26 protein-coding genes and 1 pseudogene are annotated in these 21824 nt (G+C 73.4%); 13 read left to right on the top strand and 14 right to left on the bottom strand.

The annotated features are described in order from the left end of the window. Window positions 1–98 precede the first annotated feature (98 nt). From AB0J08_RS17550 to AB0J08_RS17540, 3 genes are all read right to left on the bottom strand, one after another. Entirely contained in the window at window positions 99–908 is an 810-nt protein-coding gene (locus AB0J08_RS17550; RefSeq protein WP_360634111.1) for an aldolase, read from the bottom strand. A gap of 257 nt (window positions 909–1165) precedes the next feature. Beyond that, window positions 1166–2233 (bottom strand): TIGR04222 domain-containing membrane protein, encoded by a 1068-nt coding sequence (locus AB0J08_RS17545; protein WP_360634108.1) that lies wholly within the window; start codon window positions 2231–2233, stop codon window positions 1166–1168. Between the two features lie 98 nt (window positions 2234–2331). Next, window positions 2332–2517 carry a hypothetical protein gene (locus AB0J08_RS17540; RefSeq protein ID WP_360634105.1) on the bottom strand — a complete coding sequence of 62 codons (186 nt, stop codon included), beginning with the start codon at window positions 2515–2517 and terminating at the stop codon, window positions 2332–2334. A gap of 632 nt (window positions 2518–3149) precedes the next feature. On the opposite strand from AB0J08_RS17540, the gene AB0J08_RS17535 reads away from it, so the two are divergent. From AB0J08_RS17535 to AB0J08_RS17505, 7 genes are all read left to right on the top strand, one after another. Continuing rightward, window positions 3150–4571, top strand: a complete 1422-nt coding sequence (locus AB0J08_RS17535; RefSeq protein ID WP_360634102.1) for a phosphatidylinositol-specific phospholipase C domain-containing protein — start codon at window positions 3150–3152, stop codon at window positions 4569–4571. 173 nt (window positions 4572–4744) lie between these two features. After that, window positions 4745–5428, top strand: coding sequence for an AAA family ATPase (locus AB0J08_RS17530; RefSeq protein WP_360634099.1), 684 nt, complete (start codon window positions 4745–4747; stop codon window positions 5426–5428). A 144-nt stretch (window positions 5429–5572) separates the two neighbouring features. Continuing rightward, window positions 5573–6325, top strand: coding sequence for an alpha/beta fold hydrolase (locus tag AB0J08_RS17525; protein ID WP_360634096.1), 753 nt, complete (start codon window positions 5573–5575; stop codon window positions 6323–6325). A gap of 449 nt (window positions 6326–6774) precedes the next feature. Then, the gene (locus AB0J08_RS17520; RefSeq protein ID WP_360634093.1) at window positions 6775–8628 is read left to right on the top strand and encodes a S8 family serine peptidase; all 1854 of its coding nucleotides are present in this window, start codon (window positions 6775–6777) and stop codon (window positions 8626–8628) included. A 190-nt stretch (window positions 8629–8818) separates the two neighbouring features. Next, window positions 8819–9514: a response regulator transcription factor gene (locus AB0J08_RS17515; protein ID WP_360634090.1), complete on the top strand. Its 696-nt coding sequence runs from the start codon at window positions 8819–8821 to the stop codon at window positions 9512–9514. A gap of 109 nt (window positions 9515–9623) precedes the next feature. Further along, complete coding sequence (locus tag AB0J08_RS17510) at window positions 9624–9908, top strand: SHOCT domain-containing protein (RefSeq protein ID WP_360634087.1); 285 nt, start codon at window positions 9624–9626, stop codon at window positions 9906–9908. A gap of 22 nt (window positions 9909–9930) precedes the next feature. After that, a complete protein-coding gene (locus AB0J08_RS17505) occupies window positions 9931–10938 on the top strand; it encodes a nitroreductase family protein (protein WP_360634084.1) in 1008 nt (335 codons plus the stop codon). Here the strand turns inward: AB0J08_RS17505 and AB0J08_RS17500 are convergent. Beyond that, the gene (locus AB0J08_RS17500) at window positions 10912–12621 is read right to left on the bottom strand and encodes a GAF domain-containing protein (RefSeq protein ID WP_360634081.1); all 1710 of its coding nucleotides are present in this window, start codon (window positions 12619–12621) and stop codon (window positions 10912–10914) included. The genes AB0J08_RS17505 and AB0J08_RS17500 overlap by 27 nt on opposite strands. Window positions 12622–13014: 393 nt before the next feature. Between AB0J08_RS17500 and AB0J08_RS17495 the strand changes: the two genes are divergently transcribed. Both AB0J08_RS17495 and AB0J08_RS17490 read left to right on the top strand, forming a co-directional pair. Continuing rightward, window positions 13015–13152, top strand: coding sequence for a hypothetical protein (locus AB0J08_RS17495; protein WP_360634078.1), 138 nt, complete (start codon window positions 13015–13017; stop codon window positions 13150–13152). A 30-nt stretch (window positions 13153–13182) separates the two neighbouring features. Next, window positions 13183–13857, top strand: a complete 675-nt coding sequence (locus AB0J08_RS17490; protein WP_360634075.1) for a pyridoxamine 5'-phosphate oxidase family protein — start codon at window positions 13183–13185, stop codon at window positions 13855–13857. Window positions 13858–13877: 20 nt separating this feature from the next. Here the strand turns inward: AB0J08_RS17490 and AB0J08_RS17485 are convergent. Further along, window positions 13878–14298 (bottom strand): annotated as a pseudogene (locus tag AB0J08_RS17485) (pyruvate formate-lyase 1-activating enzyme); the annotation flags it as partial. Next, on the bottom strand, window positions 14232–14429 hold the full coding sequence (locus AB0J08_RS17480) for a hypothetical protein (protein ID WP_360634280.1): 198 nt from the start codon (window positions 14427–14429) through the stop codon (window positions 14232–14234). The pseudogene AB0J08_RS17485 and the gene AB0J08_RS17480, both read right to left, overlap by 67 nt. Window positions 14430–14542: 113 nt before the next feature. Here AB0J08_RS17480 and AB0J08_RS17475 point away from each other — a divergent pair, with 113 nt between their 5' ends. Beyond that, on the top strand, window positions 14543–15583 hold the full coding sequence (locus AB0J08_RS17475; RefSeq protein WP_360634072.1) for an iron-containing redox enzyme family protein: 1041 nt from the start codon (window positions 14543–14545) through the stop codon (window positions 15581–15583). Window positions 15584–15601: 18 nt separating this feature from the next. Here AB0J08_RS17475 and AB0J08_RS17470 read toward each other — a convergent pair whose 3' ends face one another. The 3 genes from AB0J08_RS17470 to AB0J08_RS17460 form a co-directional block, all read right to left on the bottom strand. Further along, the gene (locus AB0J08_RS17470) at window positions 15602–15847 is read right to left on the bottom strand and encodes a CDGSH iron-sulfur domain-containing protein (protein ID WP_360634277.1); all 246 of its coding nucleotides are present in this window, start codon (window positions 15845–15847) and stop codon (window positions 15602–15604) included. A gap of 58 nt (window positions 15848–15905) precedes the next feature. Further along, window positions 15906–16580: a HemK2/MTQ2 family protein methyltransferase gene (locus AB0J08_RS17465; protein ID WP_360634069.1), complete on the bottom strand. Its 675-nt coding sequence runs from the start codon at window positions 16578–16580 to the stop codon at window positions 15906–15908. Between the two features lie 98 nt (window positions 16581–16678). Then, window positions 16679–17047 (bottom strand): helix-turn-helix domain-containing protein, encoded by a 369-nt coding sequence (locus AB0J08_RS17460; protein WP_360634066.1) that lies wholly within the window; start codon window positions 17045–17047, stop codon window positions 16679–16681. Window positions 17048–17177: 130 nt separating this feature from the next. On the opposite strand from AB0J08_RS17460, the gene AB0J08_RS17455 reads away from it, so the two are divergent. Genes AB0J08_RS17455 through AB0J08_RS17445 form a run of 3 tightly spaced genes read left to right on the top strand, consistent with a single transcriptional unit; the run spans window position 17178 to window position 18189 of the window. Continuing rightward, entirely contained in the window at window positions 17178–17636 is a 459-nt protein-coding gene (locus AB0J08_RS17455) for an STAS domain-containing protein (protein WP_360634063.1), read from the top strand. Next, the gene (locus tag AB0J08_RS17450; RefSeq protein WP_360634060.1) at window positions 17633–17956 is read left to right on the top strand and encodes a hypothetical protein; all 324 of its coding nucleotides are present in this window, start codon (window positions 17633–17635) and stop codon (window positions 17954–17956) included. The genes AB0J08_RS17455 and AB0J08_RS17450 overlap by 4 nt, the downstream gene beginning before the upstream one ends. Continuing rightward, the gene (locus AB0J08_RS17445; RefSeq protein WP_360634057.1) at window positions 17953–18189 is read left to right on the top strand and encodes a DUF6296 family protein; all 237 of its coding nucleotides are present in this window, start codon (window positions 17953–17955) and stop codon (window positions 18187–18189) included. The genes AB0J08_RS17450 and AB0J08_RS17445 overlap by 4 nt, the downstream gene beginning before the upstream one ends. A 69-nt stretch (window positions 18190–18258) precedes the next feature. Here the strand turns inward: AB0J08_RS17445 and AB0J08_RS17440 are convergent, their stop codons facing one another. From AB0J08_RS17440 to AB0J08_RS17420, 5 genes are read right to left on the bottom strand one after another with little or no spacing between them, the layout of a single operon-like run. Further along, entirely contained in the window at window positions 18259–20094 is a 1836-nt protein-coding gene (locus tag AB0J08_RS17440) for a complex I subunit 5 family protein (protein WP_360634054.1), read from the bottom strand. A gap of 6 nt (window positions 20095–20100) precedes the next feature. Continuing rightward, window positions 20101–20448: a sodium:proton antiporter gene (locus AB0J08_RS17435; protein WP_360634051.1), complete on the bottom strand. Its 348-nt coding sequence runs from the start codon at window positions 20446–20448 to the stop codon at window positions 20101–20103. Further along, window positions 20448–21200, bottom strand: coding sequence for an MnhB domain-containing protein (locus tag AB0J08_RS17430; protein ID WP_360634049.1), 753 nt, complete (start codon window positions 21198–21200; stop codon window positions 20448–20450). The genes AB0J08_RS17435 and AB0J08_RS17430 overlap by 1 nt, the downstream gene beginning before the upstream one ends. After that, window positions 21197–21496 carry a DUF4040 domain-containing protein gene (locus AB0J08_RS17425; protein ID WP_360634046.1) on the bottom strand — a complete coding sequence of 100 codons (300 nt, stop codon included), beginning with the start codon at window positions 21494–21496 and terminating at the stop codon, window positions 21197–21199. Before AB0J08_RS17425 ends, AB0J08_RS17430 begins: the two co-directional genes overlap by 4 nt. Beyond that, on the bottom strand, window positions 21493–21795 hold the full coding sequence (locus AB0J08_RS17420) for a monovalent cation/H(+) antiporter subunit G (RefSeq protein ID WP_360634043.1): 303 nt from the start codon (window positions 21793–21795) through the stop codon (window positions 21493–21495). Before AB0J08_RS17420 ends, AB0J08_RS17425 begins: the two co-directional genes overlap by 4 nt. Window positions 21796–21824: the final 29 nt, after the last annotated feature.

Raw genomic sequence — 21824 nt, 5'->3', positions numbered from 1 at the left:
GCGAGGAGTTCGGCGGGGCGGCGCGTGCGCGGCACCGGCCGGCCGCGAACGGGGGCACCGGACAGGCGATGATCTCCTCCAGGGTCGGCCCGGCCGTCTCAGGCGCCGCCCTCCGGGGCGAAGGTGTCGAGCGCGTCGCCGTGGCCGGCCCGCAGGGCACGGCGGGCGTAGTAGCCGAAGGAGGCCTGGCCGCGCTTGGGGGTGGAGATCCAGTCGTGGGCCTCGCGGGCCAGCAGGTCGGGGATCTCCCGGATCCGGCCGGCCGCCGAGGCCAGCAGCTGGAGTTCGGCGGCCCGCTCGAACAGCACGGCGAGGACGCAGGACTCCTCGACGCTGCCGGTGGCCACCAGCTGGCCGTGGTGGGCGAGGAGCAGAGCGCGCTTGTCGCCGAGCGCGGCCGTGATGATCTCGCCCTCCTCGTTGCCGACCGGGATTCCGGGCCACTTCTCCAGGAACGCGCAGTCGTCGTAGAGCGGGCAGAGGTCCATGTGCGAGACGACCAGTGGTGTCTCCAGCATCGACAGCGCGGAGATGTGCAGCGGATGGGTGTGGATGACGCAGTCGACGTCCGGGCGGGCCCGGTACACCCAACTGTGGAAGCGGTTGGCGGGGTTGGCCATGCCCTCGCCGGCCAGGACGTTGAGGTCCTCGTCCACCAGCAGCAGGTTGGACTCGGTGATCTCGTCGAAGCCGAGCCCCAGCCGCTGGGTGTAGTAGGTGCCGGGTTGTTCGGCGCGGGCGGTGATCTGGCCGGCCAGGCCGGAGTCGTGACCGGCGTCGAACAGGATCCGGCAGGTCAGCGCGAGCTTCTGTCGGGTGGTCCAGTCGTTGTCGGGGATGGCGGTCTGCATCCTGCGGTGGGCGAGCTCCACCAGCTCCGCCTTGGTGGCGGTGAGGGTCCCTGCCATGGCCGTGCTCTTCTCCTTCGTGCGGGAACGCCCGGGTGTGGCACGGCCGTTGAGCAGGCGGCGGCGCCGTGCCGGCCGCCGGAAGGCGGGCGGGGTGACACGTTCTTCACCCTAGGACACGTGGTGTCCTGGCGTCGACGGTGCGCGCGGTCGGGCCGGCGGTCGCTCATGCCGTCACCGCCAGGCCCGGCCGCCGCCCTGCCCGGCCGTCGAGGGCCCTCCGTCGTCCGGTCCACCGCTGCCAGGCTGTCCCGGGGTCAGACACCGCCGCCGCAGCCCCCGCACCCGCCGCCGCATCCCGACCCGCCGCCGCAACCGGAGGACCCGCCGCACCCCGCGGAGCCACCGCAGGCGGACGCCCCCCGCCCGTGACCCGAGCCCGAGGCACCGCCGGAAGCGCCGCACCAGCTGCCGACACCGGCGCCGCCGTCGCCGGACTGCCACCCGCCGCCCGACGCCGCCTGGACCTTCATGGCCTCCTCCCGGGTCGCGGCGGTCAACAGGGCTGTCTGGACTGCCGGATCCTCCACCGACAGCGCGCCGTTGACGGCCACCGCGCCGAGAACCGTCAGGCCCGTCACGCGTACGACCTCTGGCGCGACATGCGCCCGCGCGGCCTCTGCCGAGTGGTCGGTCGAGGCTCCGAACCACTGGAGCTTGCGGCGCACCCAGCGCGGTACCCGGTCACGCCCGGGGCCGACCAGCCGGACGATCAGCGTCATGAGCGCACCGGCCGCGGCCACGAGCAGCAGGGCCCACCAACTCGGCCGGGGTGTGGAGTCGTCGACCAGGGCGAGTGCACCGGCGACGGCTGCCACCAGGACGGCGGCGAGTGGTGCGGCCGACAGGACCTGCCGGCTCCGGGCGTAGCGGCGTCGCAGTGAGCGGCTGATCAGCAGGCGGTCCGCCTCCAGTCGGTCGCCGATGCACTGCACGGCGGTGCTCCGTGCGACTTCCGGCCGCAGCGTGGTGAGTTCCGCGCGCCGCAGCGGACCGGTGGCGTCGATCACCGCCTGCTCGACCGGGGTGGCCGACGCGCCGCCGGTACCGGCGGCGATGTCGGCTCCCGGGTCGGCGGCGGTGAGGGTGACCTCGCCCGCCCGGGAGATCACCAACCGCCCCTCGCGCTCCATCCCGACCAGGACGGTGTCCACCACCCGCCCCGGCCCGCCGGCCAGGAAGGCCACTTCGAGCAGCGACAGTTCCCGGCTGAGGGCGCCCGCCCGCTCGACGGCGTTGTCCCTCGCCAGCGCGCCCCCGAGGCCGGTGAGCCAGGCCGCCAGGGTCAGCCCGGCCGCAATCCAGAAGTACGTGTCAAGCCACATTCGCCGGCCCCCCTGCCGCGGCGCCTCGCGCGCCCTCACGTGAGGTTCCCGCCACTGGCCTTTCACTGCAAGGGGCTTTGGGCCGTCGGACGATGTGCTCAGCGGTCGCCGTCCATGCGTCGGATCAGCCCACTGCGCTCGGCCTCGTCGCGCAGATCCCGCTGCGGGTCGTCGCGGCTGCCGCGGTCGCCCCGGGCGGCGGCGGTGCAGAGGGCGAAGACCAGCAGAGCGCTGGCGGCCACGGCGAGGATGCCGAGTGCGGTCAGGACGCGGAGCCAGGTCACGACGGGTGCCTCCGATGGGCGGTGCGACGGGAGTTGTGCCGGGAGTATCGGCAGGACGCCCCACGAGGTCGAGCGTCCACGGGCGGTTCCGCCGTGCGCCCGCCGCCGGTGTGGGAGCATGCGCGGGCAGTCGAGGCGTCGGCAGCGCGCACCAGTTCTCGGTCTGCGCCCCCGGTGCTCCCACGCGCCTCCCCGGCAGGGGCTTTCCTCCGCGGGTCCCGCCGCTCGTGCCGGTCCGGCCGGTGGGCGGGCCGGCCTGCCCTTCCGCACCCGGGAGCGGTGCCCTCCCGGCCCTGGCCTCAAGGCCGCCACCACCGAGAGAATCGCGATTTCTACATGACATCAGCGCACGGAGGAAGACGCGCGGGTCCGTCTCGTCATATGAGGTCACATCAGCTCGGGTCGTGTGACGGGGAGTTGACACGGTGCGCTGGACGACGAATCAGCTCGGCGAGGCAGAGCCTGCCCGTCTCCTTCGATCTCGGACAGGGAGTACCATGCCTCGTTCCACTCTTCGCGGCGTCCGCAGCGGGCCACGGGAATGGCGCCGCCGGCTGACGCATCTCGTGGCTCTGGGCGTCGCCGTGAGCGCGACACTGCTCGTGCCGGGCTCCGCCACCGCGGCCGGATCGGTGTACACCGACGCCGTCGAGCTCGGGTCGACGACTCGGGCGGACTGGATGAACAACATCGCCGGGGGGACCTCGCTGTCGGCGCTGTCACTGCCCGGAACCCATGAGACGCTCGCCATCCACGGGATCGAACTGACTAAGACGCAGCATGACTTCGGCGACAGTGCCGAAACGCTGACCGCACAACTGGAGCGAGGCATTCGTGCCGTCGACATCAGGGTGCGCGTCACCGAGGGCAAGTACTTCACGGTCCATCATGCGGTGCAGTACCAGAACGCCAACTTCGACGACGTACTGACCAAGGCGCAGGCCTTCCTCAGGCAGCACCCGAGCGAAACCATCGTGATGCGCCTGAGGGCCGAGTGTCCTCGTCCGAAGGGTGGCGCCACCGACTGCACCAACGATCCGTCGACCGTGGACAGCACAGCGGTCGAGGACATCTTCCGCGGCTATGCCACCTCACCCAAATATCCGAACCTCTTCTACGCCCCGTCGACGGTCCCGGGAGTGCCCACGGAGATCCCCACCCTGTCGGACGTGCGCGGCAAGATCACGTTGAGCAACTTCGACAACGTCGACCGCCAGTACGGCATCAAGGCCTTCAACGCCCACACCGAGGACACCTGGGCGGACCCGGGCGTCAACAACAAGTGGGACAAGGTCCAGGCGAACATCAGGAAGGCGGTCGCCGCCGGCAGCGACCAGATGTTCGTGACCTACACGTCCGCGAGCGGTGTCGGCGCCTCCCCGTTCTCGTACGCGGGCGGCAGTGGCTGGGACTCGACCAGAAAGGAACCCGCTGTTCTGGGCATCAACCCCCGGTTGATGCGCTACCTCAACGGCGGCGGCGGGAACGGGCGCATCGGCGTCATCATGATGGACTACCCCGGCTGGGCCCTGGTGGAGGACATCATCGCCCGCAATGACGGGTACGTCGTCAAGGGGGCCCACCAGGCGATCTGGCAGGTCAGGGCCGACAAGACCTACGTCGACACCAGGTACGGCCGGTGCATGGTGCGGGGGCCCGAGTTCGACGGTTCCAAGACCGGCGGGCTGGTCACCCAGCGTGCCTGTCAGTCGACGGCGCCCAGCAGCCACCAGTGGGGCGCCGAGCGTCCTTTGACCTACGACGGCCAGGGCTACTACTGGATCAGGGCCAGCAACGGCAAGTGCCTGACGGCTCCTTACAACAACGGCACGCCGCCGCCGGCCGGGACCCAGTTGTACTGGTGGGGCTGCGAGACCCGCTGGTTCTCCGGCAACCAGCTGTGGAACGTCATCCCGACTCCGATCAAGGTCGGGGGCAAGGACACGGGGGCCTACAAGTTCATCAACCATTGGACGGGCTTGTGCCTGTCGGTGGATCCGGCCACCGCGGCCACCGCCGGCGGCAGGGTGACGCTGGACACCTGCCCGAAGTGACGGCCGCACGCGCGCGCTGAGCCCCCTCCGCGAGCCGGCCTTCGTGCGCGGCGTCCGGCCCTCGGAGCTCGGACACCGGGGTGAGTCGGCGTTCCGTTTTCCCCGGTGGGACGGGACGGCGGTCGGTGTTGTTATCGTTCCAGGTCGGGTACCGACGGGGATGAGTGAGCACCATGGACAGGCCGACCACGCCGGGCGGGCGGACCGCGGTACGGCAGGGGGCGCAGACGAGGATGGAACCGCGAGGCCTGGTCGACCTCAGGGGTGCGGCCGGGGCGGCGTTCACCGTCCGCTACCCGCCGGGCGCCGTCGTGGTGGTCTCCGGGCTCCCCGGCAGCGGCAAGAGCACGCTGCTGCGCCGCTGGTCGGCCCAGCCCCGTCCGGCGGCCACCGTCGACCCCCGGGCCGTCCACGAGGCCTGTGCGGCGGTGATGCCGGCCGCCCTGCCGTACGCGGTCTACCGCCCGTGGGCCCGACTGGAGCACTTCCGCCTGCTGCGGGCGTCCGTCCGCGGGGGTGGTCCGCTGCTGGTGCACGACTGCGGCAGCCGGGTCTGGATGCGCCGCTGGCTGGCGGGCGCCGCCGCCCGGCAGGGCCGTGAGCTGCACCTCGTCCTGTTGGACGTGGGCGCCGAGACCGCGCTCGCCGGTCAGCGGGAGCGCGGCCGCTGGGCCCCCCGTCGTGTCTTCGCGCGCCACCGCCGGGGCCTCGGTCGCCTGCTCGTGGCGCTCACCCGGCACGCCCGGGGCGAGGGACCGACGCCCACGCCGGAGGCGGCCTCGGTGCTGCTGCTCGACCGGGTCTCCCGGGAGCGTGCCGCCGCCGTTCACTTCGGCCCGGCGGGACCGGACAGTTAGGGACCGGCCGGGGGTCTCCGGGGGTCTCCGGTGGTCTCCGGGGGTCGTGACTCCAGGAGGGTCGTGGTGTCCGGTGGTGCGGCAGGGGAGACTGGGGAGGAAGAGCACGCAGCAACTGACCCGATCTCAGGGAGGTCGTCCCGCATGGCCCGCAGTACCGCCACCGAGAGCCTGTGGTTCCGCCGTTTCCACCCCGTCGACACGGCGCCCGCCCGGGTCGTCTGCTTTCCGCACGCGGGCGGGGCGGCGAGCTACTTCCTCGACTACGGCGTGGCCCTCGCGCCGTACGCCGATGTGCTCGCCGTCCAGTACCCCGGTCGGCAGAACCGCTTCGGCGAATCCGGGATCGACTCGGTCGACGTCCTCGCGGACCGCGTGTACGAGGCGTTGCTGCCCTGGGCCGACCGGCCGCTGACCTTCTTCGGTCACAGCATGGGCGCCGCCGTCTCCTTCGAGGTGGCCCGCCGCTTCGACCGCGACGGTGAGGCCGGGCCGGAGCACCTGTTCGTCTCCGGCAGTCGCGCACCTTCCTGGCCCCGGGAGTCGACCGTGCACCGGCTCTCCGACGACGGCCTGCTCGCCGAGCTGTCCGGGCTCGGCGGCACCGATGAACGACTCCTGGCCGACCCGGAGCTGCGTGCCGTCATCCTGCCGGCACTGCGCAGCGACTACACCGCGATCGAGGCGTACCAGTGTGCGCCGGACGCCGTCGTGCCGCAGTCGATCACCGCGCTGACCGGGGACGCGGACCCGCGCGCCACCCTGGAGCAGGTGGGCGACTGGGCCCGTCACACCACGGCCGCCTTCGAGCTGAAGGTCTTCCCCGGCGGCCACTTCTACCTGGCCGAGCAGCGGGACGCGGTACTGGAGGTGGTGGCCGCGCAGCTGCGGGGGTGAGCCGGGCGGCGGGCGGGCGGTGTCCCGCCCGCCGCCCGGGGCCGGGCCGCGCCGTGGGTCCCCCGTCGGCCCGGGGCATCCGGTGGGCGGCTGGGAGGGGGTGACGGGTCGTCGAGTGGTCCAGGGCGGGGGCGGCCGTCGGGGTTCTCCGGAGGACGGGCCGGTGGGTCGCCCGGCAACCTGTCCAAGTACACGAACGAACGGGTGTCGGCGGCACCGGTGGTCACCAGGGTGGGCGCGGGGGCGCGGGATGGCGGACCGCGTGGCGGACCTCCGGGGGGTGGGTGGACGGTCGGCCGGCGTGGGTGCTCCGTCGGTGCGACATCAGAAGTTGACACGGTTGTGACAAGCGGTCATGCGTAAAGCCTTCCCCAAGTGCTCACTGATCTGGCATGTTGCGTTCAAACTCCGTGCGAACCCCTCACGCACGGGCCGATCGGAGGACACACGTGTCACCCCTGATATCCCGGCGGCTCGGTCGCCCGGCCGCCGCGCTCGCCGTTCTCGCGGCCATGGCGCTGGCCGCTCCCGCCGTGACGGCCACCGCCGCCCCCACCACGGCCGGCGCCCCCACCGCAGCGGAGGCGCCCGCTGCCGCCGGCGTGCCAGTCGGCGCGATCGCACCCGCTGCCGTCACCGCCCCGCAGGTCGCCGCCGGTTGGGCGGCCGGCACCCGCTCCTACCTGGTGATCAGCGCGCCCGCCGACACCGCCGCCGCCAGGAGCGCCGTCACCGCCAACGGCGGCACGGTCTTCGCGAGCTACGACGCGATCGGCGTGATCGTCGCCCACTCCACCTCGGCCGGCTTCGCGGCCGCACTGCGCGGGGCCGCCGGAATCCAGCAGGTCGGCGCGACGCGCACCTCCGACGTGCCGGCCGACGCGTACAACCCCGCACTGCCCGCCAACCCCGCCCAGGCGACCACCACCCTCACCGAGTCGAACCGCTGGGACATGACCCAGATCAAGGCCGACCAGGCGTGGGCCGTCACCACCGGCTCGCCCACCGTCAAGGTCGGCGTCCTCGACACCGGCGTGGACGACCAGCACCAGGACCTCGCACCGAACTTCGACGCCGCCGACTCGGCCTCCTGCGCCTACGGGAAGGCCGACACCCGCACCGGCGCCTGGCGGGACGTCGACACCCACGGCACCCACGTGGCGGGCACCATCGCGGCGGCCAAGAACGGCAAGGGCGTCATCGGCGTGGCCCCGGGTGTGAAGATCGCCTCGGTCCGGATAGCCGAACCGACCAGCACCCTCTTCTACGCCGAGAACACCGTCTGCGGCTTCGTCTGGGCCGGCGACCACGGCTTCAAGGTGACCAACAACAGCTACTACACCGACCCCTGGCAGTTCAACTGCCCGGACAACGTCGACCAGGCGGCCATCATCGAGGGCGTCAAGCGCGCCCAGGAGTACGCCGAGAACAAGGGCTCGCTGCAGGTGGCGGCGGCCGGCAACTCGAACTACGACCTCGCCAACAAGACGACCGACAGCGAGAGCCCGAACGACTCGACCCCGGTCACCCGGACGATCACCAACGCCTGCCTGGACATCCCGACCGAGCTGCCGGGTGTGGTGACCGTCGCCGCGATGGGCAGCGGCAGCGTGAAGGCCTCGTACTCCAACTTCGGCAACGGCGTCATCGACGTCGCCGCGCCCGGCGGCGACGGCGCCAACGGCGTCTACTCGACCCTGCCCGGCGGCAAGTACGGTACCAAGAGCGGCACTTCGATGGCCTCGCCGCACGTCACGGGCGTGGCCGCACTGCTCGTGAGCGCCGACCCGACGCTCACCCCGGCCGGCATCCGGGCCCGGCTGGCCACCCAGGCGGGCGACGTGGCATGCCCCGCCTCGGACGGCCGCTGCACCGGCACCACCGCGAACAACGCGTTCTTCGGCGAGGGCCAGGTCGACGCGCTGAAGGCGGTCAACGGCACCACCACGCCGCCGACCGGCAAGTACTTCGAGAACCTGACCGACGCGGCGATCACCGACAACGCCACGGTGGAGAGCCCGATCGCCGTCACCGGCGTCACCGGCAACGCCCCGGCGACGCTGAAGGTCGGCGTGGACATCAAGCACACCTACCGCGGTGACCTGGTGATCTCGCTGGTCGCCCCGGACGGCGGCGTCTACCTGCTGGAGGACTTCGCGAACGGCGACAGCGCCGACAACGTCGCCAAGACCTACACCGTGAACGCCTCCGCGAGCGCGGCCAACGGCACCTGGAAGCTCCGGGTGAAGGACGGCGCCTCCGGCGACACCGGCACGATCGACGCCTGGAACCTCACCTTCTGATCCCACCGCCGCACCGACGGCCCGTGCTCCGCCGCCACCGGGTGGCGGAGCACGGGCCTCCGCAGTGGCGGGACCGGGCCGCCGCTGGCCCGCCGGCCGGCTCGACGTCTCCGGGCCGGCCCTCTGGTGCGCGGCCGGGCCGGGACGAGCAGAATCGGTGGGGAACGACGCCGACCACCAGGAGCAGGCGATGGACACGACCGAGCCCGCAGCCGGGCGGCCCGTGCGGGTGTTCCTGCTCGACGACCACGAGGTGGTCCGCCGGGGAGTGCGCGACCTGCTGGAGGCGGAGCCGGACATCGAGGTGGTGGGCGAGGCCGGGACCTGTGCGCAGGCGCTCGCCCGCATCCCGGCGCTGCGCCCGGGCGTCGCCGTCCTCGACGTGCGGCTGCCGGACGGCGACGGGGTCACCGTCTGCCGGGACCTGCGCGACCGGATGCCGGAGCTGGCCTGTCTGATGCTGACCTCGTTCGACGACGACGACGCACTGCTGGACGCGATCATGGCCGGTGCCGCCGGCTACGTGCTGAAGCAGGTCAAGGGCGCCGACCTGGTGAGCGCCGTGCGGACGGTGGCCTCCGGACAGTCCATGCTCGACCCGGCGACCACCCGCAAGCTGATGGAGAGCCTGCGCCACCACGAGGAGAGTCCCACCGAGGTGGCGCTCGCCCGACTGACGCCGCGCGAGCGGGAGATCCTCGCGCTGGTGGGGGAGGGGCGGACCAACCGGGAGATCGCTGAAGAGCTCTACCTGGCCGAGAAGACCGTCAAGAACCACGTCTCCCGGCTGCTCGCCAAGCTCGGCGTGGAGCGGCGTCTCCAGGCCGCCGTGCTCGCGGCCCACACCGACACGGAGCACCAGCCGCAGCACCAGCGCCCGCACTGAGCCGCCCGGCCCGCCGGAAGGGGCCGGTCGGCCCAAGCGCGGGGGGCGCGCCCCGGCGCACGGTGGAGGTGAGGCGACAGGCCCGCCCCGCTTTGCCGAGGAGCCCGCGATGATGTACTGGAACGATCACGACATGAACGGCTGGGGCTTCGGCCTCATGACCGTCGCCATGCTGCTGTTCCTCGGGCTGGTCGTCGTGGCGATCATCCTCCTCGTCCGTCACCTGGTCGACAGCCCGCAGCACGTACCGGGTGCGCACCACTCCCCGCCACCCGAGCGTCCTGCCGCCGAGCAGCTGCTCGCCGAGCGCTTCGCCCGCGGGGAGATCGACGCCGACCAGTACCGCCGGCGCCTGGAGACCCTGCGCACCGGCGGCGGACCGCCCTCCGGCTGACGGCACACCCCGGGAGACCACCATGCCCACTCTCGCCCTCGACGCCGCCGCCCTGGAGAAGCTCGTCTCCGCCGCGGTCGCCGCGCCCTCGATCCACAACACCCAGCCCTGGCACTTCCGGCTGGAGCCCGAGACCTCGCTGCTGGAGGTGCGCGCCGTACGGGAGCGTGCCGTGCCGGCCGCCGACCCCCAGGGCCGGGCGATGCACATCTCCGTCGGCGCCGCGGTGCTGAATCTGCGGGTCGCCGCCAGCCACCTCGGCCGGGCACCGGAGGTGCGGCTGCTGCCCGATCCCGCCGACCCGGACCTGTTCGCCACGATCCGTCTCGACGGGACGTCGCCGATCCGGGCCCCCGGAGCGGAGGCCCTCTCCGACGCGATCTGGCGCCGCCACTCCATTCGCACCCCGTTCACCGGCGAGCCCGTCCCGGCGGACCTCCTGGACCGGCTGGTGACAGCTGCCCGGGCCGAGGAGGCGACGCTCCGCCTCCCCGGCCGGGAGGAGACGGCCCGGCTGCTCGAACTCAGCGCCGAGGCCGAGCGCCGCAACACCACCGATCCCGCCCAGTGGACCGAGAGCCGCAGCTGGATCCGTAGCGGCGAGGTGCCGGCCTACGGCATCCCGGCCCGCGCCCTGGGCCCGCAGGACCGGGACGGCCACCTGCCGATGCGGGACTACGCCGCCATCCGTTCCGCTGAGCACCGACCGCCCGCCACTTTCGAGCACGAGCCGCTCATCGCGGTCCTCAGCACCGAGCACGACCGCCCCGAGGACTGGCTGCGTGCCGGGATCGCCCTGGAACACGTCCTGCTGGAGGCCACCGTCCACGGGGTGCGGGCTTCGCTGCTGCACCAGGTGATGGAGTGGCCGGAGCTGCGCTGGGCAGCCCGGGAGCCGCATCTGGGACCCGAGTACGTGCAGATGCTGATCCGCCTGGGCTACGGTCCGGAAGGCACGGCGACCCCCCGACTGGCGGCCGCCGACGTCCTCGATCCCGGAACCCTAGGGCAGGGGGACTCGCCACAGTAGTTCGGTGCCACCGTCGGTCAGCGCCCGGGCGCCGAAGCCACCACCCAGTTCGGCCGCCCGTTCGGCCAGGTTGGCCAGCCCGCTGCGTCGGCCGCCCTCGGGCAGTCCGACACCGTTGTCCGTCACCGTGAGCACCAGCTCCACGCCGGCCGCGAGCGAGATCTCGACCGCGCTCGCGCCGGCGTGCCGGGCGGCGTTGGCGAGTGCCTCCTCCAGGACGGCGACGGCCGCGTCCGCGATCTCGGTCGGCACGGTGACGTCGAGCAGGCCGGTCATTCGCAGGCCCGGAGTGAAGCCGAGGGCCCGCGCCGCCCGCTCGACGACCTCGACCGCCCGGGCGCGCAAGCCGCCGGCCGCCGGTCCGGACTCGCGGGCGCGCAGCCCGAAGATGGTGGCCCGGATGGTCTTCGCGGTGTCGTCGAGGTCGTCGATCGCCCGCAGCACCCGGTCCGCCGCCTCCGGGTGCTCGATGAAGCGGGTGGCGCCCTGGAGGGTCATGCCGGTGGCGAACAGCCGTTGGATCGCGAGATCGTGCAGGTCGCGGGCGATCCGGTCGCGCTCCTGGAGCAGCGCGACCTGTTCCGAGTCCCGGCGACGCTCAGCCAGTTCCATGGCCACGGCCGCCTGGCCGGCGAAGCCCGGCAGCGGCCCGCACTCCTCCTCGCCGAACAGGGGCGCCCCGGCTGCCCGGGCCAGCATCAGCACCCCGCGCATCCCGTGCCCCGCCGTGCCGATCGGCACCGCGACGGCCGGGCCGAGGCCCTCCCAGCGGGGTGGCCCGGCGGTGATCCGTGGGTCCGTCCGGACGTCACCGCTCACCACCAGGCCGCCGGTCCGGGCGGCCGCACCGACGAAGGACCCGCTGAGCGGCAGGAGCAGGCCCAGGTGCCGCTCTTCCCCCAGGCCGACGGCGATCCGCACCTCCAGGTCGTCCGAGTCCGGAAGCGGCAGCGCCACCACCGCCAGATCGGAGCCGGTGATCTCGGCCGCCCGGGTGACCAGCAGGTCGAGTACGTTCCGCTCCGAAGCACCGGCCAGCAGGCTGGCGGTGATCTCCGCGTTGGCCGTCAGCCAGCGTTCGCGCAGCCTGGCACGGGCGTAGAGGCGGGCGTTGTCGATCGCCACCCCGGCCGCCACGGCCAGGGTGGCGAGCACCGACTCGTCCTCGGCGTCGAACTCGCCGCCCCCGCGCTTCTCGGTCAGGTAGAGGTTGCCGAACACCTTCTCCCGGATCCGGATCGGTACTCCGAGGAAGCTGCCCATCGGCGGGTGGTGGGCGGGAAACCCGTAGGACGCCGGATGGTCCGAGATCCGGGACAGGCGCAGCGGCACCGGGTGGCGGATCAGCTCGCCGAGGACACCGTGGCCGGAGGGCAGCGGTCCGATCCGCTTCACCTGTTCCTCGGTCACGCCGACCGGGATGAACTGGGAGAGCTGCTGGTCCTCGCCGATCACCCCGAGGGCGCCGTACTCGGCGTCGACCAGCGTGACCGCCGCCTCGACGATGTGCCGCAGGGCCTGTCCGAGCTCCAGGTCGCGACCCACCGCCAGGACGGCCTCCAGCAGGCTGTGCACCCGGTCGCGGGTACTGCGGGCCGCGTCCAGCCGCGCCTGGAGCTCGTCCAGCAGCTCGTCGAGACGAAGCTGCGGCAGAGGGGCCGAACTCTCCGATGCGCTGCCCACCGGTTCCTCCGAGATCCGAGACTCGCCGGGTGCCGTTGCCAGACTAGACGCTGCGGATCGGGCGCGCCCCGCTCCCAGGGCCACCGTCGGGGCCCATCGGCCCAGCTGCGGGCCCCACCAGGCCCATGGCGAACAACAGCCCCAGCGGGAACGCTGGAAGGGAGAGCGGGATGACGGGGACGACATTGCCGCGGGTCCCGCACCGGCGAGGTCCGACAGGAGTGATCAGGACATGAAGGCGCTGGCTCACCACGGACCGGGCCGCCGAACCCGGGGCGAGGTCCCGGACGCCGCCGTCCGTGATCCCGAGGACGCCGCCGTCCGAGTGGACGCGGTCACCATCCGCGGCGTGCACGGCAGGCCGACACGCACTGCACCCCGCTGCCGCTCGACATGCCGGCCGCCGGCCGGCTCGACGTCTCCGGGCCGGCCACCCACCGGTTCGGCTTCGACGAGACACAGCAGGCCTACGACGTCTTCGCCGACGCGGGCACCGACGGCGCACTCAAGCTCGCGCTCTTCCGCCCGTGACCCGGACACCGGCGAGCCAAGGAGCACACGGTGAACCAGAACCACGACATCAGAGCCGCGCGCCCCGCGGATCCCGCGGACGTCGCGCGCAGGATCACCGAGCGTCGATCCCAACTCGGCCTGACCGAGCAGATGTTGGCGTATCAGGCGGCGATGGCGCCGCGTTACCTCCAGCACCTGCTGGCGGCGGGGCCCGCTTTCGACCCGGCCGGCTTCCTACGGATCGCCGCCGCCCTTCGACTCACCTACCGGGACTTGCTGGAGGGCCGTGCCGACGCTCCGCCCGGACAGGCGCAGGCGGCCCCGCGCCCCTTGCTGTTCCACCTCACCCCCGCGGAGTGCTGGGAGCGGATCGGCACCCGTGGCGTGGGTCGGATCGCGCTGCCCGTCGAGCCAGGACCGGCGGTCTTCCCGGTCAACTACACCGTCGACGGCGCGTCCGTCGTCTTCCGCACAGCCACCCGAAGCAGTGCGGCGCCGGACGACGGGGCCCCGGTGTCGTTCCAGGTCGACCGGATCGACGACCACCTGGGCGAGGGCTGGAGCGTTCTGATTCTCGGCGAGGCGCAGCACGTGACGGACGCCGACGAGGCGCGGCGGCTGTCGAAGCTGCCCGGAATCACCCCGTGGGCCGGCGGGGACCGCCCGCTCTGGGTGCGGATCCGGGCGGACGAGATCACCGGCCGCAGGATCGGCGGTGGCTGAGCCGGCGCCGGAGGGGCAGGTCAGGCGGTGTGCAGGCCGTGCGCCTCGAAGACGGCGCGGGCTTCGGCGGTTTGGCAGGGAGTGGGCACCGGGGTGTCGGCGAGAGGGAATCCGAGGCCGAGTGCGCGCCGCTTGGCGGCGCCGAGCGGGTGGAAGGGCAGGACGTCGACGCGGGAGACGTTGCCGAGCGAGGCGGTGAAGGCGGCGACGCGCTCGATGTTCGCGGCGGCGTCGGTCAGGTTCGGGACGACCACGAAGCGGACCTGGACCTCGGTGCCGAGGCCGGCCAGCCGGTGGGCGAACTCCGGTCAGGTGCCGGTAGAGCGTGGTGTCCCACGACTTGATGTCGAGCAGGACGAGGTCGGTGTCGGCGATCAGCGCGTCGGTGGCGCGGGAGCCGAGGAAGCCGGAGGTGTCCAGCGCGGTGTGCAGGCCGAGTTCGTGCCGTCCAGGACGCCGACCAGGTTGGTGATCCGATCCGCCTCGGTGCGGCCCCGCGCGTCGGGGGCGACGGTGTTGGTGAGCGAGATGCTGTCCTCGGCGTGCTCGTACGGCAGCTTGGCGACGGACATCGCGCTGGCCACGTTGCCGGTCCGAAGGTTTCTGGTGGTTAGTCCGGGCCGACGCTGGGCAGCCGCTACGGCGGACCGCGGGAACCGGCGGCAGGAGGTGGCAGGATGCGGCGGTGGAATCGGACTGCTCCGGCGGCAGGGATCCGCAGGAGCCGGTGGTGAACGCCCTCCCGCAGGCCCGCGGGCCGCTCTCCGCCGCGGTGCTCGGCCTGGTCACCGCCGGGCCGCCGAGCCCCGGCCGGGTGCTCGGACCACCGGCGGGGCCCGCCGACCCCTGGAGCGAGGACCACCAGCTCGCCCTCCACCTGTGCTACGAACTCCACGACCGCGGCCTGCCGGACACCGACCCCGCCTGGGAGTGGGACCCCGGTCTCCTCGCCTTCCGGGCCGCCCTGGAGCGGCCGTTCCTCACCGCCCTCCGGGCCGAGGCCGGGCCGGTCCGGCCGGTCAGCGAGGCGCTGGAGCGGCTGCTGATCGAGCCGGTCGACGGCACCGGGCCGTCCCACTACCTGCTCGCCGAGGGCGAGCGCTGGCAGGCCCGCGAATACCTGGTGCACCGCTCGGCGTACCACCTCAAGGAGGCCGACCCGCAGATGTGGCTCGTCCCCCGGGTGCACGGCCCCGCACAGGCGGCGCTGATGGCGGTCGCGTACGACGAGTACGGCGCGGGTCGCCCGGAGCGAGCGCACTCCCTGCTGTTCGCCCGGATGATGGTCGACCTCGGCCTGGACCCGCGCTACGGGTACTACCTGGACCAGGTGCCGGCCCCCGCCCTGGCGGTGGTCAATCTGATGACGCTGTTCGGCCTGCACCGGGCCCTGCGGGGTGCGGCGGTCGGCCTGTTCGCCGTGGTCGAGGTCACCTCCTCGCCCGGCTCGGCCCGCCTCGCGGCCGCCCTGGAACGGCTCGGCGCAGGCCCGGACGGCACCCTGTTCTACCGCGAGCACATCGAGGCGGACGCCGTGCACGAGCAGCTGATGCGGCGCGGGGTGGTCGGGGAGCTGATTGCCGCCGAGGCGGAACTGGAGCCGGACATCGCGTTCGGGATCGCCGCGGCCGAGCTGGTGGACGACCGGTTCGCCGCCCATCTGCTGGAGCACTGGCGGGTGGGCCGCAGTTCGCTGCGCTCACCCCTGCCGGACGGGCCCGGCTGACCCGCCCCGCCCCTCGCGTCACCGCTCCGGCTGTTCCCGCTCCGGCTGTTCCCGTTCCCGCTCCCGCTCCCGCTCCGGCTCGGGCGCTTGCGCCGGCGGGGCGTGGCGGCGCCGGTGGCTGGTGTCGCAGAACGGGTAGCGGCGGCTGCGTCGGCAGGCACAGAGCGCCACCACCGGGCGATCCGAGCGGCGCAGGGTGCCGTCCGGCAGCACCACCTCGACCGGGCCCTCGACCAGCACCGGGCCGCCCGGCACCAGCGTCACCCTGGTCGCCGGGGCCGGCCGCTGCCCGTCGCCCGGCCGCTGCCCGTCGCCCGGCCGTTCAGCCTTCCCGGACACCGCGCACCACCACCAGCTCCTCCTTGCGCTCACCGGGCGCGATCAGCCCCCGCCGCTCGAACAGCCCGGCGCGCGCGGTCATCACCGGCCCGAACTCCTGCCACCGGGCCGCGGCCACCGAGGTCCGCAGTCCGGCCCGCCGCAGTCCGGCCAAGGTCTTCGGGACGTCGGCGAGCGAGGACTGCACGATCAGCAGCACACCGCCCCGGGCGAGCAGCTTCGGCGCCTCCCGGCAGATGCGGTCCAGCACCAGCCGACCGTCCCGCCCGGCGTCCCAGGCCAGCGCCGCGCCCGTCCCCGGGACGTCCGCACCGCCGCCGGGGCCGGTGCCGGTGTCCGAGGGCACGTACGGCGGGTTGGCGGTGATCAGGTCGAACCGCTGCCCGTCCACCGGCTCCACCAGGTCACCCCGGCGCAGCCGAACCCGGTGCCGGTGCAGCCGGGTGTTCAGCCAGGCGGCCGCGACGGCCCGTGCGGAGAGGTCCACGGCGGTGACCCTGGCCCCGGTACCGGCGGCGGCCAGTGCCACCGCGCCGGTCCCGGTCCCGAGGTCGAGCACCCTGCGGGTGGCGTCCAGCGGCTCCTCCAGCAGGCAGGAGATCAGTAGTTCGGTGTCGCCCTGGGGCTGGTAGACGCCCGGCGGTCTGATCAACAGCATGCCGGGCGGGTGCCCGTGATCCGCACGGCTACACGCACGGCCGACGGATGTCCGCCAGGTCCTCGACGGCTGCCCGGCCGGGTGACCTCCCGGCGCGATCAGTCCGTCCCGGGGTCGCCGTCGCCGTCGCCGTTGTGGACCAGGTGGGCCTGACCGTGGTCGGCCTGATCGCGGTCGGGAGCGAGGAGGTCGAGCAGGGCGCTGACGCTCAGCCCGGACTCGGCGGGGTGTCTGAGCCAGGTGCCCGAGGCGATGCGGTAGTGGTTGCGTCGGCCGGTGCGGGTTCGGGCCAGGTAGCCGGCCTGCTCCAGATCGGTCACGATCGCCTGGACGGCGCGCTCGGTCAGCTGGATCTCCAGGGCGACGTCCCGCAGCCGCACACCGGGGTCGCGCGCGATCGCGGCCAGCACCCGGGCGTGGTTGGTCACGAACGTCCAGCTCGTCCTCGCGGATTCTTCGAGGGCCATGACTCCATCGTAGGAGCTTTGGTTCCCCGTTTGCCACACGTGAATCCGGGTTCAAGTATCTGTTGACGTGAAAGGCGGTGCGGGGCACGCTGGAAATGTCTTCGTCCTCGCCGCCCTCCGAGGAGTGATCATGTTCGAGGACCCGTTCACCTTCGGCCGGCCCGGCCCCGAGGCCGCCGTTCCCGGCGCCGCCGCCGGGCAGCGGCACCGCGCCCGCCGACTGCTGCTCGACTACCTGGCCGTCGACTTCACGGCCGGATCGGAGCGGCCCCGGGCGCAGCTGAAGGGCGAGATCGACATGGACGTCACCGACCGCCTCCACGACGTCCTGGAGCAGGCCCTCGTCCACAGCCGAACCGGTCTCGACATCGACATGTCCGGCGTCGAGTTCTGCGACAGCTCCGGTCTCAACGTCCTTCTGCGCCTGCGCCTGACCGCCCAGGCCGGCGGACGCACCCTCACGATCACCGACGCGAGCCCCCAGGTGAAACGCCTGCTCGCCGTCACCGAGACCGCCGCCCTGTTCACTGCCGTCCCCGCTGATCCCCACACCCCCCACACCCCCCACGACGAAACCCACCGGCCATGACCACCACCGCACTGCCCCCCACGACGTCCACGGCCGTCACCGCCCTCGCGGTCGGCATCCACCGCGACCACGGCCACAACCGCCTCCTGCTGCGCATGCCCGGCGGCCACCGCGCGGTCAGCCTGCCGTTGACCGCCCGCGACACCGGGCTCGTCCTGGTACCGGAGTCCACCGCCCGGCCGGAGCACAGCCTCGTCCGCTGGTTCACCCCACCCGTGTCGGTCCGGGTGCGGGCCGCGCCCGACGGCCGCGGCATCGTCTTCGCCGGCCGCGCAGCCCCGTCTCCGGCCACCGCCGACCGCTCCGGCGGTGCGCCATGAACACCGTCACGCGCTACGCCGTCGCGCTGCCCGGGATTCCGGGCGGCCACGCCGCGCCGCGCACCGTGATCGTGCACCGCACCGACCGGCTCGGCCCGGCGTCCGAACCGGTCTACGAGGACGCCACCGGCCGCTTCCGCTTCCAGATCGGCGGGACGGTCGCGGAAGTCCTGGAGTTGCCGTCCGAGTACGGCCCGACGCACCCCTGCCTCGAAGCCGTGCCGATGCCCTGAGATGGCCGCGTGCCGCCGGGGTCCGCACAAGGCCGGCCGGACTGCTCCCCGCAGCGCGGCCGGCCACCCTCAGGTCTGGGCGGCGATCGCGGCGCACAGCACCGCGACGCCGAGAGCGAGCCAGGCCAGATAGTCCCCGAGCCGCCCGGAGTGCAGGCGGCGCAGCGCCCGGACGCCGCGGGCGGCGGGGTGGCGCCGCGGCAGCTGGGGGGTGCGCCGGTGGACCGCTGCAGTGGCGAGGGCGACGGCGAGTGCGGCGGACAGCAGGCCGAGGAGGACGCCCGCGGTGGTCCAGGCGGCGGGCGGCACGGGAACGGCGGCCAGCGCAGGAACGGCGGGCGATGCCCCCTGCCCCGCGGTGACGGCGGCCGCGTAGGCGGCGGGGTCGGTGAAGACGACCGCCCCGTGCGCGAGGGTGTCGGCGACCGCCGGCAGACAGCCCACGGCGGCGGCGAGGGCGAGGAGGAGGGCGGGGACGATGGTCATGGTGGGTGGCAGGGTGCGCTGGGGCGAGCGGATTTCGGGCTCCTCGCCCTCTCCGGTGGTCTCCTCCTCGCCGGGCCTGTCGCTGGGCGGTGGTCCGGCGCCCCAGAAGACCCGCAGGCCCGCACGGAGCACCGCCGCGCCGGTGAGGGCGGAGGCGGCGACGAACACGGCGGGAAGCCACGGTTGCCAGTGTCCGGCGGCGTGCTCGGCCACGGCTTTGCCCAGGCCGGTGCCGAACGGCGGCAGCCCGGCCAGTGCCAGGGCGCCGGCGACGAACAGCACACCGACCGGGCGGAGTTCGCGGGCCCTGCCGTGCAGGCCGTGCTCGTCGACGGAGCCGTAGCGGTCCAGCAGCACCCCGGTGAGGGCGAACAGGGCGGCCTTGACGCAGCCGTGCGCGGCGACGTAGAGCGCTGTCCCGGCCGTGCCGTCGGGGGTGAGCAGCGCGATACCGATGAGGAACAGGCCGACGTGGCTGATGGTGGAGAACGCCAGCAGGCGCTTCAGGTGCCGCTGCTGCCAGCACATCACGGCGCCGATCAGGGCGGTCAGCACGCCCAGGGCAGCGAAGGTGGTGCGGATCGCGTCGTGGGGGATGCCACCGGGGCCGGAGAAGACGGTCCAGTAGACGCGGGCGATGCCGTAGACGCCGAGTTCGACCATGACGCCGGACATCAGCATGCACACCGGGGTCGGGGCGACGGCGTGCGCGTCGGGCAGCCAGAAGTGGAAGGGGACCGCTGCGGCCTTGACCAGCAGGGCGGTCACGATGAGGACGAACGCCAGGACGGTGAGCAGGTCGGTGCGGTGGCCGACCAGTTGCTCGCCGAGCCGGGCGAGGTTCAGTTCGCCGGTCCGGGCGTAGACGAGGCCGATGCCGAGGAGGGAGCAGTAGGCGGCGAAGGAGGTGACGATGCCGAAGGTGAGCGCGCCCTGGAGCGGGCGGGGGTCCTCGATGTGGTAGCCGGTCAGCGCGTAGGCGGCGGCGCCCATGAGTTCGAAGAAGACGAAGGCGTTGAACAGGTCTCCGGTGAGTGCGAAACCGGCCATGCCGGCCTCGAACAGCAGGATCAGGGCGGGGAAGATTCCGGCGTGCTCGCCCTGCGGTTCGTCGAAGTACCGCCAGGAGTAGACGATCACGGCGAGGACCAGGGTGGCGACCAGCAGGGCCAGGCCGGTACCGATCGGGTCCGCGGCGAGCACGATGCCGACCCGGGCGGGCCAGCCGCCCAGGTCGGCGGTGGCGGGTCGTCCGCCGCGCGTCCACAGCAGGACGAGGCAGATCACCTCGGCCGTGGCGACCGTGGTCGCCACGATGTCGCAGCCGAGCCGGGGCAGCAGGCGTCCGACCACGGCGAGCAGGGCGGCGCCGAGCAGCGGGACGACGACGGCCAGCGGCAGGAGGTCAGCCGCGGTCACGGCCGGTCAGCCCTTCAGACCGGTGAGGGCCTGCGGGTCGACGGTGTGGTGGCGTTTGCGCAGCTGGACGGTCAGGGCGAGCAGCAGTGCGGTGACGGTGGCGCCGACCACCACGTCGGTCAGGGCCAGGGCCTGGACGACGGGGTCGACGACGGGGCGGGCGCCGGGCGTGAGGTCGGAGTAGACGGGGGCGGTCGCGTCTGCGCGGTAGCCGACGGCCAGGAGCAGCAGGTAGGTGGAGGACTGGGCGACGGCCAGGCAGCCGATGGCGTGGATGAGGTTGCGGCTGGTGACGAGGCCGTAGAGGGCGATGAGCAGCACCCATCCGGCGGCGAGGTAGGGCCAGACGCCCATCAGCGTTCTCCGGTCTTGTGGTCGTCGGGGTCGGTGAGTTCGACGGCCTGGTCGAGGAAGTGGGCGAGCAGGGCGATCAGGCCGGAGGCGACCTCGACGCCGACGGCGGCGTTGAGCACCGGGACGGTGCCGCCCGAGGTGATCTCGTTGAAGGTGCCCAGTGGCAGCACGTTCGCCAGGAAGGCGCCGCCGGCGATCAGGCCGGCGAGTCCCACGAGGCTGAAGGAGGCGGCGGCGAGGGAGTCCGCGACGTCCAGGACGGTCAGCGGGCGGAGCCGCTTCAGGGCACGGTAGTCGGCGGCGACGTAGGCCAGGTGCAGGGCGGTGGCCAGCACGACGCCGCCCTGGAAGCCGCCGCCGGGGCTGAGCTGCCCGTGCGCGACGATGTACACGCCCACGACCAGGGTGACCGGGAGCAGCAGCGCGCCGAACAGGCGGGTGGTGGGCGCGGCGCGTTCGGCCTCGGCGCGGCGGTGGCGTTCGTCGCGGGCCCGGCGCAGCAGCAGGGTGGCGCCGAGGACGGTGCCGAACAGGATCGACTCCTCGCCCAGGGTGTCGAAGGCGCGGATGTCGAAGTTGACGGAGGAGACGACGTTGGCGGTCCGGTGGGTCAGCGCCGCCGCCACCGCCCGGTCGCCGTAGGGGTGGTCGGGTGTTCCGAACGTCGGCAGCCGGGCGCAGGCGGCGACGAAGAACGCGGCGATCACGGTGGCGGCGACCGAGAACATCACCAGACGGGCGCGCGCCGTCACCCCGCCTCCTCCCCGGCGCCCTTGTGTGGGTCGTCGGTGCCGGGCTTGCCGGTGCCGGTGGGACGGCGGGTGACCTTGCGGACGCTGAGCAGGATCAGCAGCGGGGTCAGCGCGGTGCCGACCGCGAGCTGGGACAGCGCCACGTCGGGGGCCTGCAGCACGGCGAACAGCACCGCCAGGCCCAGGCCCAGCGCGGACAGGACGACGGCCTGGCGGGCCGGGTCGCGGGTGAGCACCGCCGCGGTGGCGGCGAGGACGACGAACGCGAGGGCGGCGCCGATCAGCCATTCGTTCACGAGGCTCCTTCCTCGGTGTCTTCGGCCTGCCGGGAGGCGCGGCCGATGGCGATCGTGGTGACCGTGCCCCCGGCGGCGAAGAGCAGACCGATGAAGAGCGTCTTGACCGCCGCCCGCCCGACCCCCTGCTCCAGGGCCACGGCCGCGGCGATCAGCGGCATCCCGGCCACGGACGCGGGAGTCAGGGCGTGCAGCCGCATCAGCGTCCCGCGAAGGCGCAGCATCGCCAGCGCGGAGAGCAGCAGGAACGCCGCCCCGGACCACAGCAGCACGAGCACGATCAGGTGGCGCGCCGTCATCCGGCCCTCCCGTTCTCCCGTGGGCCCGG

Source organism: Kitasatospora sp. NPDC050463 (assembly GCF_040655255.1).
Taxonomy (GTDB): domain Bacteria; phylum Actinomycetota; class Actinomycetes; order Streptomycetales; family Streptomycetaceae; genus Kitasatospora.
This window is presented reverse-complemented; position numbering and strand designations above follow the sequence as displayed.